Origin of the sequence: Cohaesibacter intestini (assembly GCF_003324485.1) — a bacterium.
Lineage (GTDB): Bacteria > Pseudomonadota > Alphaproteobacteria > Rhizobiales > Cohaesibacteraceae > Cohaesibacter > Cohaesibacter intestini.
The window spans coordinates 498,185-514,236 of record NZ_QODK01000002.1; the positions used below are offsets into that span (position 1 = coordinate 498,185).

The 16,052-nt window shown below is 55.7% G+C and carries 17 protein-coding genes; 1 reads left to right on the top strand and 16 read right to left on the bottom strand.

The window, feature by feature from the left end; translation table 11 throughout:
• Positions 1-56: 56 nt before the first annotated feature.
• The 12 genes from DSD30_RS07760 to DSD30_RS07815 form a co-directional block, all read right to left on the bottom strand.
• Positions 57-1,232: an isovaleryl-CoA dehydrogenase gene (locus tag DSD30_RS07760; protein ID WP_114009074.1), complete on the bottom strand. Its 1,176-nt coding sequence runs from the start codon at positions 1,230-1,232 to the stop codon at positions 57-59.
• Between the two features lie 111 nt (positions 1,233-1,343).
• On the bottom strand, positions 1,344-1,790 hold the full coding sequence (locus tag DSD30_RS07765) for a PaaI family thioesterase (RefSeq protein ID WP_114009075.1): 447 nt from the start codon (positions 1,788-1,790) through the stop codon (positions 1,344-1,346).
• A gap of 70 nt (positions 1,791-1,860) precedes the next feature.
• Positions 1,861-2,247, bottom strand: a complete 387-nt coding sequence (locus tag DSD30_RS07770) for a MerR family transcriptional regulator (RefSeq protein ID WP_114009076.1) — start codon at positions 2,245-2,247, stop codon at positions 1,861-1,863.
• A gap of 98 nt (positions 2,248-2,345) precedes the next feature.
• A complete protein-coding gene (locus DSD30_RS07775) occupies positions 2,346-2,792 on the bottom strand; it encodes a VOC family protein (protein ID WP_114009077.1) in 447 nt (148 codons plus the stop codon).
• Positions 2,793-2,977: 185 nt separating this feature from the next.
• The gene (gene mgtE, locus DSD30_RS07780) at positions 2,978-4,384 is read right to left on the bottom strand and encodes a magnesium transporter (protein ID WP_245418403.1); all 1,407 of its coding nucleotides are present in this window, start codon (positions 4,382-4,384) and stop codon (positions 2,978-2,980) included.
• Between the two features lie 172 nt (positions 4,385-4,556).
• The gene (locus DSD30_RS07785; protein WP_114009078.1) at positions 4,557-5,078 is read right to left on the bottom strand and encodes a hypothetical protein; all 522 of its coding nucleotides are present in this window, start codon (positions 5,076-5,078) and stop codon (positions 4,557-4,559) included.
• A 125-nt stretch (positions 5,079-5,203) separates the two neighbouring features.
• Positions 5,204-6,487, bottom strand: coding sequence for an amidase family protein (locus DSD30_RS07790; protein ID WP_114009079.1), 1,284 nt, complete (start codon positions 6,485-6,487; stop codon positions 5,204-5,206).
• A gap of 84 nt (positions 6,488-6,571) precedes the next feature.
• The gene (locus DSD30_RS07795; RefSeq protein WP_245418404.1) at positions 6,572-7,225 is read right to left on the bottom strand and encodes a DUF2848 domain-containing protein; all 654 of its coding nucleotides are present in this window, start codon (positions 7,223-7,225) and stop codon (positions 6,572-6,574) included.
• A gap of 22 nt (positions 7,226-7,247) precedes the next feature.
• Positions 7,248-8,531, bottom strand: coding sequence for a TRAP transporter large permease (locus DSD30_RS07800; protein WP_114009671.1), 1,284 nt, complete (start codon positions 8,529-8,531; stop codon positions 7,248-7,250).
• Positions 8,528-9,088 (bottom strand): TRAP transporter small permease subunit, encoded by a 561-nt coding sequence (locus DSD30_RS07805; protein ID WP_114009081.1) that lies wholly within the window; start codon positions 9,086-9,088, stop codon positions 8,528-8,530. The genes DSD30_RS07800 and DSD30_RS07805 overlap by 4 nt, the downstream gene beginning before the upstream one ends.
• A 10-nt stretch (positions 9,089-9,098) precedes the next feature.
• The gene (locus DSD30_RS07810; RefSeq protein ID WP_114009082.1) at positions 9,099-10,136 is read right to left on the bottom strand and encodes a TRAP transporter substrate-binding protein; all 1,038 of its coding nucleotides are present in this window, start codon (positions 10,134-10,136) and stop codon (positions 9,099-9,101) included.
• Positions 10,137-10,283: 147 nt separating this feature from the next.
• A complete protein-coding gene (locus DSD30_RS07815) occupies positions 10,284-11,093 on the bottom strand; it encodes a putative hydro-lyase (RefSeq protein ID WP_114009083.1) in 810 nt (269 codons plus the stop codon).
• Positions 11,094-11,225: 132 nt separating this feature from the next.
• On the opposite strand from DSD30_RS07815, the gene DSD30_RS07820 reads away from it, so the two are divergent.
• Entirely contained in the window at positions 11,226-12,110 is an 885-nt protein-coding gene (locus DSD30_RS07820; RefSeq protein ID WP_114009672.1) for a LysR family transcriptional regulator, read from the top strand.
• 5 nt (positions 12,111-12,115) lie between these two features.
• Here the strand turns inward: DSD30_RS07820 and DSD30_RS07825 are convergent, their stop codons facing one another.
• From DSD30_RS07825 to DSD30_RS07840, 4 genes are all read right to left on the bottom strand, one after another.
• A complete protein-coding gene (locus tag DSD30_RS07825) occupies positions 12,116-12,844 on the bottom strand; it encodes a GNAT family N-acetyltransferase (protein ID WP_245418405.1) in 729 nt (242 codons plus the stop codon).
• Positions 12,841-13,968 carry an o-succinylbenzoate synthase gene (gene menC, locus DSD30_RS07830; RefSeq protein ID WP_114009674.1) on the bottom strand — a complete coding sequence of 376 codons (1,128 nt, stop codon included), beginning with the start codon at positions 13,966-13,968 and terminating at the stop codon, positions 12,841-12,843. Before menC ends, DSD30_RS07825 begins: the two co-directional genes overlap by 4 nt.
• A gap of 123 nt (positions 13,969-14,091) precedes the next feature.
• Entirely contained in the window at positions 14,092-14,868 is a 777-nt protein-coding gene (locus tag DSD30_RS07835) for an ABC transporter substrate-binding protein (protein WP_114009084.1), read from the bottom strand.
• Between the two features lie 54 nt (positions 14,869-14,922).
• Entirely contained in the window at positions 14,923-15,807 is an 885-nt protein-coding gene (locus DSD30_RS07840; protein WP_114009085.1) for a MurR/RpiR family transcriptional regulator, read from the bottom strand.
• Positions 15,808-16,052: the final 245 nt, after the last annotated feature.

The window sequence follows — 16,052 nt, forward strand, 5'->3', positions numbered from 1 at the left end:
AAAAAAGGGCCCCTATGAGGCCCCTTCTGATGTCCAACTTTTAAACCCGCTGAGGTCTAGGCCGTGGCATTGAACAATTCGCGCCCGATCAACATACGGCGGATCTCGGACGTGCCGGCGCCGATTTCATACAGCTTGGCATCTCTTAGAAGGCGACCGGTCGGATATTCATTGATATAGCCATTGCCACCCAGAATCTGGATCGCATCCAGCGCCATTTGCGTGGCCTTTTCGGCCGCAATCAAAATGGCCCCGGCGGCATCCTGACGGGTGGTCTCACCCCGGTCACAGGCCTGCGCCACCTGATAGACATAGGCCCGGCAGGCATTCATATTGACATACATATCGGCGATCTTGCCCTGCATCAGCTGGAACGTGCCAATCGGCTTGCCGAACTGCTCGCGCTCGTGAATATAAGGCAGCACCACATCCATGCAGGCCTGCATGATCCCCAACGGCCCGCCGGACAGCACCGTCCGCTCATAATCCAAGCCAGACATCAACACATGCACGCCTTTGCCAACTGTACCGACGACATTCTCCTCAGGCACTTCACAATCCTCAAACACCAATTCGCCGGTGGTTGAGCCGCGCATGCCAAGCTTGTCGAGCTTCTGTGCCACGGAGAAGCCCTTGAAATCCTTCTCGATCAGAAAGGTTGTGATACCCTTTGGCCCGGCTTCCGGATCGGTCTTGGCATAGACCAGCAACACATCCGCATCTGGCGCATTGGTGATCCACATTTTCGAGCCATTGAGAATATAGCGATCGCCCTTCTTCTCGGCCCGCAATTTCATCGACACCACATCAGACCCGGCCCCCGGCTCGGACATCGCCAATGAGCCGACATGCTCACCGCTGATCAGTTTAGGGAGATACTTCTCTTTTTGCGCCTGATTGCCATTGCGGTTGATCTGGTTGACACACAGATTGGAATGCGCCCCATAGGACAAGGCAACCGACGCCGAGGCGCGGGACAATTCCTCCACCGCCACCACATGCTCCAGATACCCCATATCCGAGCCGCCGAATTCCTCCGGCACGGTGATGCCAAGCAGGCCCATATCGCCCATCTTGGTCCATAGCTCGCGCGGGAAGGCATCGTCCCGGTCGATCTGGGCGGCAATCGGCGCCAGCTCCGCATTGGCAAAGCTGTTGACCGCATCGCGCAGCATGTCGGCGGTTTCGCCGAGATTGAAATTGAACATTGGCCCTTGATTAGACAGGCTCATTCTTTCCTCCCTTTCCCGCCACCCCTCCTCACAGGGTCCCGCAATGGGGCATTGGCAGACTTGCTTTTATATTGATTTTGATTGTTGCTCGCCGGTCCACACACGCTGTGTTTACGGTTCCATTCCCTCTGCCCGCACCATGGTGAAAAGCCCGGTAGCGACATGGGTTTCCCGGTCGTCCGCGTAGCTGAAGACATCCCCCTGACAAATGGTCAGCATCCGCCCGGGCTTGATCACCCGCCCACGCGCAACCAGCCGATCCCCCTTGGCGGGGTTCAGCAGATTGATCTTGAATTCACTGGAAAGCACCCCGTCGCCAGCTGCAAACAGGGTAAAGGCCGCATAGCCAGCAGCTGAATCTGCCAGTGTCGTCGAGACCCCGGCATGGAAGAAGCCATGTTGCTGTTGCAGGCCATCCCGCGCAGCCAGGGCAATATCAACCTCGCCCGGCGCAATATGGGTGACTTCAGCCCCCATCTGAATGAGAAAGCTCTGCTTGGCAAAAGAGCGCTCGACGCGCTCTTTGAAATTGTCCGCCCGGATCACGAAATCCGCCATTATCAGCACCCTCCCGCGAGATACCGCAATATCTTGCATGCAACAGGAGGCGCGCTTCCAAGGGGCAGCTTTAGGAGACGCTGCCCAACTCTTCCAGTCTTGAACGGCAGGAATCTTCCACCGCATCAAGCTCTGCCAGTGTCTCCTTGATATCCGACAGCTTCTGCTGCATATCCCGGCGACGCGCCTCGATTTTCTCGATCAGCAGGTTCAACTGTCCCGCTTCTCCAGGAGGCTGGCGATACATATCGATGACTTCGCTGATTTCACCCAAGGACAGGCCCAACCGCTTGCCTCTCAGGATCAGTTTCAAACGTGTTCGATCACTGGGGCGATAAAGCCGCTGCCGCCCGCGACGCACAGGCTTGATCAGCCCTTCATCCTCATAAAACCGCAAGGTTCTGGTCGTCAGACCGAACTCGTTCGTCAGTTCAGTGATAGTCAGATAGTCAGCCATTGAGCCTCCATGCTCCACTATTGAGGCAATTAACGTAAAAGTCAATAGGCTTAAAATTACACCTATTTTGCATAAGTTTAAGCCCATTTAACTTCGCTTCAAATTGCACTCCCAACCTTGTCTGGATCATTCGGCCACAAATCCGCTGTGGCCAGTTCGACAACATTGTCAAAGGGATCCCGGAAATAGATGCTTTGCCCACCGGCAGGCCAGGTAACCCGGCTTTCGATGGCAACAGCCTGCTCCTCAAGATAGGCAACCCAGCAAGCAAGCGCACTTTTGTCGATCCGGAAGGCAAAATGGCCAACACCATCCATGGAATGACCCGGGACCAACTGACCAGAAATGGTCGTGTCGGCCTCACAGACGCCTCTGAGGAATACCAACAGGGTTTGAGACGGACCAGCATCATAGGCATTGATCCTGTCGCCATCGAGCATGCGCTCCAAACCCAGAATTCCGTTGTAGAAGGCGTGTGACTGCGCAAGGTCATCGACATAGACTGGCGTTTCCAAGATGCCCTTGATCGGCGGAGGCATTGCCATTCCCTTCCTGTCGGATCAATCACATTACCGCAACGGTATCCAGACAACCAAGATACCCTAACCCCAAGAAATAGCGCGTAGTTTAACGGACTGTCCAGAGCAATATGCGCTTTAACAGAGGGTCCTTAGGCCCAGTCATCCAAAAAGATGGGAAAAACACGAAAAAGTATCGTGAAACCACCCTTTCAGAGCAGTCCGAACCACCAGCCAGCAAGCCCGAGAAAGGCGAAGAAGCCAACAACATCAGTCACTGTGGTAATAAAAACGGACGAGGCAATGGCCGGATCGACCCCGACTTTCTGCAAACCGAGCGGAATGAGGATACCGGAAAGACCAGCACAAAAGAGATTGACCACCAAGGCAACGGCAATCACTACACCCAGCTGATAGTTGCCAAACCACAAGGCCGAAATGGTGCCAAGGATCAGAGCGAAAGCAAGCCCGTTGAGCACTGCCACCAACACCTCACGCGAGACAACGCGCAACACGTTGAAGCTGTCCAGTTCTTGAGTTGCGAGAGCACGCACGGCCACCGTCATGGTTTGCGTGGCGGCATTGCCCCCCATAGAGGCAACGATCGGCATCAAGACTGCAAGCGCGACCATTTGTTGAATGGTCGTGTCGAATATGGAAATCACCCAGGAAGCCAGAATGGCAGTGACCAGATTAACCGACAGCCATGTGAAGCGGGACTTCGCCGTTTCCAGTACCGTATCGGTGATTTCCTCGTCACCAACACCACCCAGTCGTTTGATGTCTTCTTCGGCTTCTTCATGGATGACGTCAACGATGTCATCAATGGTGATCACACCGACAAGGCGTTCGCCTTGGTCGAGCACAGCAGCGGAGAGCAAATCATAGCGTTCGAACAGGCGCGACACGTCTTCCTGATCCTGCGTTGCCATCACATAATGGCGCTCTTCATGCTGGATTTCGGATATCTTCGTCGGACGTCTGGATCGTAGCATTGTGTCAAGCGACACGGTACCCAACAGGCGGTGCCCCGGATCAATGACGAAAATCTGGTTGAACTCGTCCGGCAGATCGGGCGTCTCGCGCATATAGTCAATGGTCTGACCAACGGTCCAGAATGGCGCGACGGCGATAAAATCCGTCTGCATCCGTCGCCCGGCTGAATCTTCGGGATAGTCGAGGGAGCGGGACAGCTGGATCCGATCCATCGCCGGCAAGGCGGCCAAAATCTCGGCCCGATCCCCTTCCTCCATATCCTCAAGGATGACAACCGCATCATCGGAGTCGAGTTCGCTGATCCCTTCAGCGATCAAATCATTGGACAGGCCTTCGACAACCTTCTGACGCAGGGAATCGTCCAACTCCACCAAAGCGGTGAAATCAAAATCCTGCCCCAGAAGTTCAAGGAAATCGGTACGATGCTTCGGGCTGAGCGCCTCGATGATATCGCCCATGTCAGCTTCGTGCAGATCCTGCGTGAGGCTGACCAGAAGGTCGCTATCCCGCGCCTCAATCGCCTCATCGATCTGATGGAAGAATTCAGCCGAAATCATGCCGCGCTCATCACGCACATCGGACCATGCAGGGTTGGCGGCTGGTTCAAGAAGACTCACTTGCACCTCAATTCCTCCCTGCTGCTGCTGTTTATCTCACCCCCCTTGTGCAGCAATTCGCCCTGCAACATCAAGTCCGATTTCACCTCATTCAGCAAATTTACGCATGCATAGCACCTGCATCCGGGCAAAGATCCAGAAAATGCGGCTTCCCTTAATTGCCGGGTGATCGTCAGGATCAGTCAAGACCGCGCAGCAGCCGGCTCAAGCGGCGATCACGGGCCGTGTCCGACAGCCAGATCCCCAACAGCCGCTCGCGAATGCCCGGATGCCGCAAGGCACAGGTTGGAGTGCCATTGAAATAGAAGCGCACCAGATTGCGACCATCGGGAATCGCGACAAATCGGTCAGATGCACGCACTGTGCGGAAACAGCTTTTGAGCTTGGTTGCGACTGCCTGATGGTCGGGTTGCTCCCCTTCTATACGCTCCAGCTCAGCAACAGACGCTTTGATCAGCCGCTCACGAGCAAAGCTGCGGGCATAGGTCAATTCCAAAGCAAAGGGCCGTGTCCAACGGAAAGCATCGCCCCCCTTGGTGAACAGCGCAGCATCATACATCCGAATACCGAGAAAGCGGACTTTGACTTCACCGATCTTTTCCGGCCCCGACAGTTCGGAGCGAATATCATCGGGCACCGTGTTGGCAATGGCAGGAAGGGCAAAAACCAGCCCGGAAAGGATGGCAATGGATTTCAGCATGGATGACCCCGGCGCGGTGTGAGACAGAATGATCTTTCATAGGGGCGATACGCAATTGCCAGCCCTCCGGATCAATTCTGCCTCACGCGCAGCTCACCACAAGCCGGAGTCATGAAACGGCATGATCACTGCCCATTGATTGCTTCCGCCAGAGCCAACAGGCCAAGATCAGACCCGTCAAGCGCTGTCAGCATCAACCCGAACGGCTTGCCGTCATGGCTCTGGGGAAGCGAGATACTGCAGCAATCCATGACATTGGCAATCGAGGGATTGCGCAACACCTGAAGATTGAGGCGGGAATAGTCTTCATCTTTCTCCATCTGCGCAAAGCTTGGCGGCAGAATCGGCACCGTTGGCATCAGGAGCACCCGTCCCGCGAGTTCTTCGGCAAAGAGAGCAATCAATCGGTCCCGTTCATTCAGGGTCTTGCGATAGGAGACTGCATCCACCTCATCCGCCCGCCCCATCCGGGTTGGACTGGCAACGCGCGGATCCATAATGCCGCGTTGGGTCTGATAGGCTGCATCATAATCGGAGCGGGACTCGATGGAAGAGAACTGCCAGATCGGCAGAGACTTCAAGGCTTCAAGACTATCGAGTGCCAGCTCCGAAACCTTGTAGCCGCGCGTTCTGAGCTCATTCACGCAGGCAGCAAAGCCCGCCGCAACCTCAGGCGCCAGATCATCCATGCCATAATTGGTCGGTATGACAAATTCGGCGATGACTTCCCTATCCGTCTCGGCCCCATCATCAGCCATGACACGATAGGCCGCCGCACAGGCCGCAACACTGCGCCCCATCGGCCCTATGCTGTCAAGGCTGCGAGACAGGGGCTTACAGCCCAACCGGGACACCGACTTCTGGCTCGGTTTGAAACCAACAATGCCATTGAAGGCAGCCGGAATACGCAAGGACCCGCCTGTGTCTGTACCGATCGCGATATCCGCCAGACCACGCGCCACACTGACCGCCCCGCCAGCAGTCGAGCCACCGGGAATGGCCCCGTCAATCAGCGCATTCATCGGTGTACCATAATGGGGATTGAGCCCCAGCCCCGAATAGGCCAGCTCGGTCATGTTGGTATGGCCCAGCAGTACCGCTCCCGCCTTACGCAACCGCGCCACCACATCGGCATCTTCTGACGCTGCAGGGTCATTGGCCATAAAGCGGGTGCCCGCCTTGGTGACATGGCCTTTGACATCCAATAGATCCTTGATGGACACCAAAGCCCCCGCCAAAACACAATCATCACCAGAAGAAGCCACACAAGCTGCCTGCTTCACAGCATCATCAAAGAAACACTGGGTGAACACATGGCGCACGTCCTTACTGTCGTCCGCAACCCGCGCAATCGTTTCGTCAAGACGACTAGGGGCCGATTGGGCCGACCATTCAAACGGATCTGACATTGTTCTCTCCTTCAGGCTGAAGCACAAAGCGAAGCACCGGCTACACACCCGGCGCATCTCTCATTTGTTCAACTGATCACTTGTTCAACTGATCACTGGCAGGTTGCGCGCCTGATAGCCAAAGGCAAGGCTGCGCCCCAACACCGGGTCAACCATTTCCATTTTGTAGTCAGCGGCCGGACGCACACCGCCGATAGCCCCAAGGGTGCCGCACAGCATCGCCATATTGTCGGCAAAGTCAGCCCCTGCCATCAGCTCGGCCAGAGGGCGAATGCTCGCCAAGGTGCCATCCTGATAGGCAACCCATGCACCATCTTCCTTGATCGAACATTTCAGCTCGATCTGATCGAGATGATCTGCCACCTCGTCAAAGGCCCAAACCTCGGATGCCACCGGTTTGGCACAAATCTGCTTGGAAGCGGCCACAGAATGGGCTTCAAGCCCCCGGTCGGTGTGATCAGAGCCAAGACCCAGATAGAGATTGCCCGCCACTTTGAGGAGCAACGGCTCCACCTCGCCAGAGCTTTCCTCGCCCACCACCTGAATGGCATCATCCTGTGTCAGTAAGGCATTCGACACCCGGTAATAAAGCGGCACCGTCGAAGGAGGCGCCACACCAATGGCCGCCAATTCGTCGATATGATGTTGAACCGCCTCGATGTTGCGTCCAGTCCAGCCAGCCACGATCAGCTGGTCGACGGCGATTTCAATCGCCGTACCATTGCAGTGAAATTGCATTGCCATTTCCTTTGTCTTGAAACTATTGCAGCAGGCGCGGCAAAATGAGCGCCAAATCGGGATAGGCGATCAGCACACCCACCATACACAGCATGATCAACGCATAGGGTGCCGCCCCCAGCATCACTTCGCTCATATTGCCGCTCTTTCGCGCCCCTTGAACCACATAGAGGTTGAGCCCAACCGGTGGCGTGATCAAAGCCATTTCGATCAGTACAATCATCAGAATGCCGAACCAGACCGGGTCATAGCCAAGGCCGGTAACAATCGGCACAACAATCGGAATGGTCACCACCATCAAAGACAGGGTCTCGATGAAGAAGCCGAGCACGATATAGACCAGCACCACGACCAGAATGGTCAACAAAGGCCCCACCCCGAGATTGTCGAGAATGTTGCGCATTTCTTGAGACAGACCAGCCGCCGACAGGGTGAAGTTGAGGAAAGACGCACCAATGATCACCAACATGATCATCGAGGTCACCTTGACCGTCCCGATCATGCTATCGGCCAGCATCCGCCAAGAGACGCCGCCGAACATCATGGCAATCACCAAGGCGCCGCCGACACCAACAGAGGCCGCTTCGGTTGGTGTCGCCCAGCCCTTGTAGATCGCACCAATGATTGCCGAGAAGAGCAGCACAATCGGCAGCAACTCTGCCAGACCACCGATCATCACCTTCAGTGGGAAGGTCCGTCTTTCGCCGCCCAGCTGCGGCCAGATGGTGCAAAGCCCTGCCGTTGCGGCCATGAAACCAAGCGCCAGAATGACGCCGGGCAGCAAACCGGCAAGAAACAGTTGCGGGATCGAGGTTTGGGTCAGAAATCCATAGACAATCAGGTTGATTGAGGGTGGGATCATGATCCCCAAAGTGCCACCCGCCGCAATCGCGCCGGAAAACAGTTTCGGATCATAGCCCAACCGATCCGCCTGCGGCATGGCAACGGTAGCAACCGTTGCAGCGGTGGCCACCGACGAGCCGGAGGTCGCCGAAAACATCGTCGCGGTGGCCACATTGGCATGCACCAAGCCGCCGGGCAGCCATGACACCCATTTATCAAGTGCCGAATAGGTCCGCTCGGCAATGCCACTGCGCACCAAAATCTCGCCAAGCATCACAAAGAAAGGAATGGCAATCAGGGTGGCGCTGTTCGAAGTCGACCAGACCATATTGCCCAAGCCGCGCAACAGCGGAAAGAAACTGAAAAACTGATCGATACCAAAACCGAGCAGGAATAGGACAATACCGACAGGAATGGAGAGCGACAACAGCCCCAGAAGGCCAATGGAGATAAACGGAATCACAGCCATTCCTCCTGTGCACTGGCTATGCCAATGGTTTGATCAACCTTGGCGAACCGCCCCTTGATCACCAGAATCGAAGCAGCCATAAACACCAGCCAGCTTGACACCGCAAACCAGACCCAGCCCGCGAACCACGGAATCTGAACCAGCGACAATGGGGTTTCGAGAGGCGTATTGGCCGTGGAGGCATTCTTCAGAGAGGTTGCCACCACAGGCCAGCATTGTTTAGCGATCACGGCCACTGTCACCGCGAGGGTGAGCAAAGCCAGCAAATCAAAGAACACGCGAATTTTCCGCGGAGCAACGCTCCGCAGAAAATCAATGCGTACGTGAGAGAGCTCGGTCAGAGCAAAACTCATTCCCCAAGCCGTCGCGATCGCCATGACATAGCCGGAAATCTCGTCCGTCCCCCCAAGGGAGGAGCCAAGCTGGCGCATGGTGATATCCACCAGCACCAGTCCGGCACAAGCCAACAGCATCACGCCGGTGGCCAGAGCAATCCGTCTATTCCACCGCCTTGTGGCGAGGAGAAGTTGTTCTGCCTTGTCTACGAGCATCACTCAGGTCCTACTTGGCTGCGATGGAAACGCCGACAACCTTGCCCACGCTGTCGTTCCAACGCTTGGCCCAGTCGTCGCCAGCCCGCTCGGCCCATTCTGGCAGCACCTTGCTTTCAAGGATCTCGCGCGCCTTGGTGATGTCTGCATCAGAGGCTTCCACCAGAACCATGGAGCGTTTGTCGCCAGACTTGCATTCGCCGTTGCCAGTCAGGCAGGCAATGTCATTGACCAGCGCACCTTGCGCGGTTTCCCAGGCTGGCGCTTCGAACTTGGCCGAAACTTCATCCATGATCAGCTTCTGGGTATCGGCATCAAGGGATTTCCACTTGTCCATATTCATCGCGGTCACAACCGGATCCCAGCCACCGAGCGGGATGGTCAGCAGATGGGTGGAGACTTCCCACCAACCAGCGCTATAGCCCGAGCCTGCACCGGTCACGGCACAATCGACAACACCCTTCTGCAGCGCACCCGGCACTTCGGAGAAGGCCACATTGACGCCTTCAGCGCCGAGGGCTTCAAGGAATTTTGCCGTCATACGGCCAGAAGCGCGGATTTTGAGGCCTTCCAGATCGTCAAGTTTGGCGACTTCCTTGTTGCAGAAAACAACCTGCGGCGGATAAGGCGCAATCGCCAGAAGCTTGGAGTTGAAGCGGCTGGCAAAGATTTCCTCAACCATAGGACGGGCAGCATCCACCGCAGCTTTGGCCTTGCCGGCATCCATTGCCACGAGCGGCACATCGAGACCTTCCAGTTCTGGCGCGTCAGAAACAGCATAGTCCCCAACGGTCATAGCCACATCATAGACGCCCTGTCCCAGCAGACGGAACACGTCCGCTACACCCAGATTCATCTGGTTGTGGGTCGTGACCTGCGTCGTGATTTTTCCGCCTGATGCGGCAGGAAGGGTCTCACCCCAAAATGGTGCTTCATAGGCTTTATGCAGAGGCAGGCTGGACCAGCTGCCAACCACATTCAGTTGCTCGGCGGCGGCTGGTGCGCAAAGGGCCGCAGCTGCGGTGAAGGCGAGTAGAAACTTTTTCATTTTGATGCTCCGTATCATTCCCCTGAAAGCATTTCACACCCGTCCCACAAGAGGGAGCGTGACAAAATGCCGTTTTGTTGACTTTATTGCCCACCCGAGGAGGCCCGCTTTGCTGGGCCAGCCGGACAGGCTCTGGTTGGTTGATTGTTATGGTTTCATTATTGGTATTTCGGCACCGTCCGGTATGTCGGTCACCAGCATATGACCCGGCTTGTGCGCAATGCTGAGCGGCAACCTTGCCGCCTTGATGGCGACCTGCGGCGTAACACCGCAAGCCCAGAAAACCGGCACACAGCCGGGCAGGCTTGGGGCCATGTCACCCCAGTCAGGCCGCAACAAATCCCGAACGCCAATGGCCGCGGGATCCCCTGCATGCAGCGGCGCTCCATGCGCCAGCGGAAACTGCCGGCAAATGCCATAGACTTCCTCGACCCGCTCTTCCGGGATCATCCGCATCGAGACAACAGTCTCACCAGAAAAGGCCCCGGCCGGGACGGTTTCAATCGAGGTCTTGAACATCGGCACGGTGGTGTTGTTGGTAATATGCCAGACATCGATACCAACTTCGAGCAGTGCATGCTCGAACGTGAAGGAACAGCCAAGAGCGAAGGTCACCATTTCATCGGTCCATAGCGACCCGATATCATGGCTCTCCCCCGCCAGCATCCCGTCGCGATAGATCGCATAGGCAGGTACATCGCTGCGGATATCGATGTCGACACCTGCTGTCTCAAGGAACGGATTGCCCGTATCGGAGACAGCAATCAACGGACAAGGCTTGGGATTCCGCTGGCAAAAGCGCATGAAATCCAACGCATGGGCCTGCGGCAAAATCATCAGATTGGCCTGAAGATATCCTTTCGCCAGACCAGCCGTGTGGGCCTTATACTGCCCGCCACGGATGATCTGACGCAAGGCCTGCGGGGCTTTCGATTTAAGCTCTTGATAGTCAAACATGCCGCTTTTCCCTTATTCAAATCCAGCATGCCAAAACCATTGAAAAAATCAAATCGATATTTTTGTCCTGTCATGATAGACAATTTTTATCATAGTATTGATCCAATCTCCTCAAACATGGCGAGTTTCCCTTTGAGAGTCAGAAACATAGACACATTTTACTGGGTTGCGACCCTGGGCAGCTTTCGCTCCGCTGCAAAGCATCTGAACCTGACCCAGCCCGCGGTCTCCGCCCGCATCCAGATTCTCGAACAGGATCTTGGTGTTGAGGTCTTTCAGCGCGACGTCCGCAACGCGGCACTGACCCTTGCAGGCCGTAAATTGTTTCCCTATGCAGAAAAGATGATGGCGCTGGATCAGCAGATTCTCGACAGCTTCTCAGAGACCACCCGCATCGTCCTGACCATCCGACTGGGCGCTGCTGAAACCATCGCATTCAGCTGGCTGCCAGACTTTCTGGCCTATGTTGGCAAAGTCATCCCCGGCATCGCATTCGAGCTCACAGTGGACACCACCAACAACTTGCGAAACGCGCTTCTTGCGCGTGACATTGACCTTGCCCTGCTGATGGGCCCGGTGTCCGAGGCCAGTATCAAAAATCAGCCCATTTGCGGCTATGAAATGATCTTTGCCGCCACCCCCGCCATTGCCTGCAAACATGACCTTTGGAACATCAATGACATTGCTGCGCAAAGGCTGCTGACCTTTTCTCGGTCCAGTCGGCCGGGCAAGGAAATTCAGACCTTGCTATCGTCGAGTTGTGAAGGGCCACTCAATATCAGCACCTCCACCTCCATCGGCGCGCTCAGGGAACTGGTCTGCGCTGGCTATGGCATTTGTGCCTTGCCGAAAATCATCGTCAGTGAGGACTTGAAAAACGGCACTCTGATGGAGCTGGATTCCGATGTGGTTCTCAAGGATATCTCCTTCACAGCGTCATATGTCGAGAATGCCCCAACCCGGAGCATTGTCGAGACCATCACGTCCCACTTGTATGACTATCTCGAGGCGGCCTGATTATCTCAGGCGAGTTGGTAGCTGCAACGCGCCTTATCGAAGCCGACAATCTGACGTCCCGCATTGAAAGCCTTTTGCAAAGCGGCGCGCACCCGCAACCGCTGGGCCAGCGCAGCCTCTGGGTCCTCCGCCAGCAAGGCATCAATGTCGCGCGGGATGTGAACCTCTTGCGGGATTTCCTGTTGCAACATTGTCGCACCGTCTGCCTCGACCCGGTCCCGCACCCGGTCACTGTCGAGTTGCCAGATCGCCATCACCCGGTCGGAGGGCAGGCCTGCATTCATCCCCGGCATCGCCCCATAATAGTCGACATGATAATCACGCACCACGGCCCCCAAAACGCCAATATTCAAGCCCGCATTCACCGCCCGCAGTGGATCATAGGTCCAGCGCACCGTGGTCACGCCGCGGGCAAGACACCAGTCTCGCTGAAACCATTTGAGTTTCGCGCCGAGCCCGAGCCCGCGCAAATTCGACTTCACGGCCAAACGGTGGGAATGCTGCAAGCCTGGCGTGACAGTCGGGAAGCCAAGCAGAAATCCAAGCATCTCCTCGCCTCGAAATGCCCCGGCCACCAGCCCGCCTTCCGATTGCAGGGCCATCAGGATGTCGGCATTGTCAGGCTTTTCGCCCTCGCCCCAGGCTTCGATCTGAAAAGCCTCGGAGCGTTGCATTTCGGCAATGCCGGACAGCTCCCGCAAAACAATATCTTCGCCGCTGGTGGACTGGGTCACGGGGCAATCCTTTCCTTAGACTGGGTCACAGCATCAAGAAACGCCCAGTCGAGCGTCACACCAAGCCCGGCCCCATGCATTGGCACCGGCATCATGCCATCTTTTGCTTCCAGCGGCTCATTGATGATGTCGCGCTTGAAATAGCGAATGGAGGAAGATGTATCCCCCGGCTTGGTAAAATTGGGCAGGCTGGCGAGATGAATATTATGCGCCCGGCCAATGCCGCTCTCCAGCATGCCACCGCACCAAACAGGCGCGCCAAAGGCCGCAGACACATCGTGGATGGCGCGGGCCGCTTCATAGCCACCGACCCGACCAACCTTGATATTGATGACCCGGGCAGCCTCAGACGCCAGCGCCTTGCGGCAATCAGCAGGGGTTCGGATCGATTCATCAAGGCAGATCGCCGTCTCAATCGAGCGCTGAACAATTGCGTGGTCATGAATGTCATCCACCGCCAAGGGCTGTTCGATATAATCGAGCTGAAATGCATCCATCGCCCTCAAGGTCGCCAAATCCGCCAAGCCATAGGCCGTGTTGGCATCCACCGTCAGCTTGATGTCCGGGAACTTTGACCGCACAGCTTCTAGCAACGCCAGATCATGGCCTTGAGCAATCTTCAGCTTGGTGCGTTTATAGCCCGCCTGTTGCGCAACAGCGATCCGATCCAGTGTCTCAGAGATCGAAGCAATGCCGATCGACACACCGACAGGCACCGCATCGCGCACGCCACCCAAAGCCGCCTTCAACGGCACACCAAGTGTCTTGCACCAAAGGTCCCAAAAGGCCATTTCCACCACAGCTTTGCTCATCCTGTGGCCACGCCAAGGGGCGAGCAGCTGGTTCAACTCGGCAGGGGAAGAGAAACTTTTACCGACAATCTGTGGCAGGATGAGGTCTCGCAAAAAGGCCATTGCCCCGGGGATGGTCTCTTCAAGATAATCGGGGAACGGATCCATCACCGCCTCGGCATACCCTTCCACCCCATCAGCCCGTAAGATCAACAGCGGGAAGACCTTGTCCGTCATTGTCTGGTTCGACACGATGAACGGTGAGATCAAGGGCAAGCTGACGACGCGCAATTCAGCCTCAACAATTTTAATGCCTTGGAAATGCGAGGTCATCTGTCCCATCCGTTGCGCTTGCCTCAAGCTATATTGGACTTGGCGAGGCGAAGGTCTGTTTGAAATATTGTCCTTCCCGGCAAGAAGAACCTGCCGGGAAGGATGATCATCAGCCAACTTGGCTTATTTCATCGTATAGACATCGATGGAGAAATACTTGTCGTTGATCTTCTGGTAGGTTCCGTCTGCGCGGATTTGAGCCAGAGCCTTGTTCAGACGCTCCCGCAGATCATTGTCTGCCTGCCGCACAGCGATACCAACGCCTTCACCGACAAACTTCGGATCGGTGATTGGCTCACCAGCGAGCTTGCAGCATTTGCCACCATCGGTCTTTTCAAGAAAATCGAGCAGCGGCAGCATGTCGCCGACCATCACATCGAGACGACCTGCGGTCATATCGAGATTGACCTCATCCTGGGTAGGATAGAGCTTCAATTCCGCATCCGGATACACTTTGGCCGCAAAATCGGCCTGTGTGGTGGCGGATTGAGCACCGATTACCTTGCCTTTCATCGCCTCGGCGGTGAATTCGGTGATCTCGCTTTCCTTTGGTACCACATGGGTCATGGCAGCCATATAATAAGGGTCGGTGAAGGAAACCTTTTTCTTACGCTCTTCGGTGATGAACATCGAAGCAATAATGAAATCGTATTTCTCGGCAATCAGACCGGGAATGATGCCATCCCAGTCCTGACCGATCACTTCACACTCAGCCCCGATCCGCTTGCACAGCTCAAGACCGATTTCGACGTCAAATCCCTCAATCTTGCCATCCGCAGTGGTATAGTTGAACGGAGGATAGGCCCCTTCCGTACCAAGACGCAGGCTTTCCGCAGACGCGCTTGTGGTAAGACCTGCCAGCAGCAAGCCAGCACTCAGAAGTTTTACAAATTTCGACATTATGTTCCCTTTCAATGAGGATAGGTGAGTTCGGACTTTGTCCTGTTTTGTTGATTATTCAGAGATGGGCACCAGAGGATTGCCCACATGACCGGTGAAGGCACCATAAAGGTGCGAGACATGATCAAGACGCTTCTCCGCCTCGTCGCCGAGCGTCAAAAAGACATCGTTGATCATCAAGTTGCAGAGCAGTGACAAATGGGCCGTTGAATCCCAGAATTGATGAAACTGCGTCGCGACCATGAATTGTTCGTCACTGTGATCTCCGCCCCAGTCACAGAAATGATCGGTAAACAGACTGACAGCAATGCCGTTGGCCTTGGCTTCCCTTGCCAGAACCAGCGCCTGACGCGAATAGCGACGCGCTTCAAAGATTGCCAGACAGCGCTCGCCGTCAGCGGCCAAGAGATCAGCAAAATTGCCGTCCGAGAGATCCAGCAAATGCACGCCGGGCCGGATATAGGTCAGTTGATGGGCAAAATAGGCAGCCAGACCCCGCTCTGTCTGAAAACCGGAGACAAAAACCTGCGGGCAAAGTGCCAACCGATCGACGCATCGTTGCCATGCCTCGGTTCGCGCCAGTTCATAAACAGCAACCAGACTGGCCATTTCCGCCTGCAGTCCGTCTGACAGTCGCTCTTCCCGCTTGCCCGGAGCAGCCCGCAAGGCATCCAACCGATCCTTGATCAACCAGGGCTGGTCGCCGATGTCGTCCTTGAGATGATCTTTCAGATCCTTCAGATTGGCATAGCCAATGGCACGGCAAAAGCGCCCAATGCTCGCCTCGCTCACCTGAACCTTTTCGGCCAGCGACGCAGCTGTCTCGAACGGCAAATCCTTGAAACGAGCCAGCATGAAACGGGCAATTGCGCAGTGGGATTTTGACCCCACCTGCGCTGCCTCGGTCAGCCGTTCGTAAAGAGAACTGGAATTGCTCATGTCACCTCTGAGTGTTTTTGCAAGTTTTTCATCATGACATACTAATTGTCAATATTCTTTCAAATTTTCTCTCCAGACACACACAGCGCAAAGCGATGCGCAACGGCAAGCAACAACAGAAAACCCGGTCAATAACTTGATACTATGAAGACAATTGCAAGATCATCCGACGCCCCGCTTCGTAGGCGTGGCTGGCGCTTGAGCGCTGGTGCAAAAATGGATGGCCCTGAAAACACAAAACCACC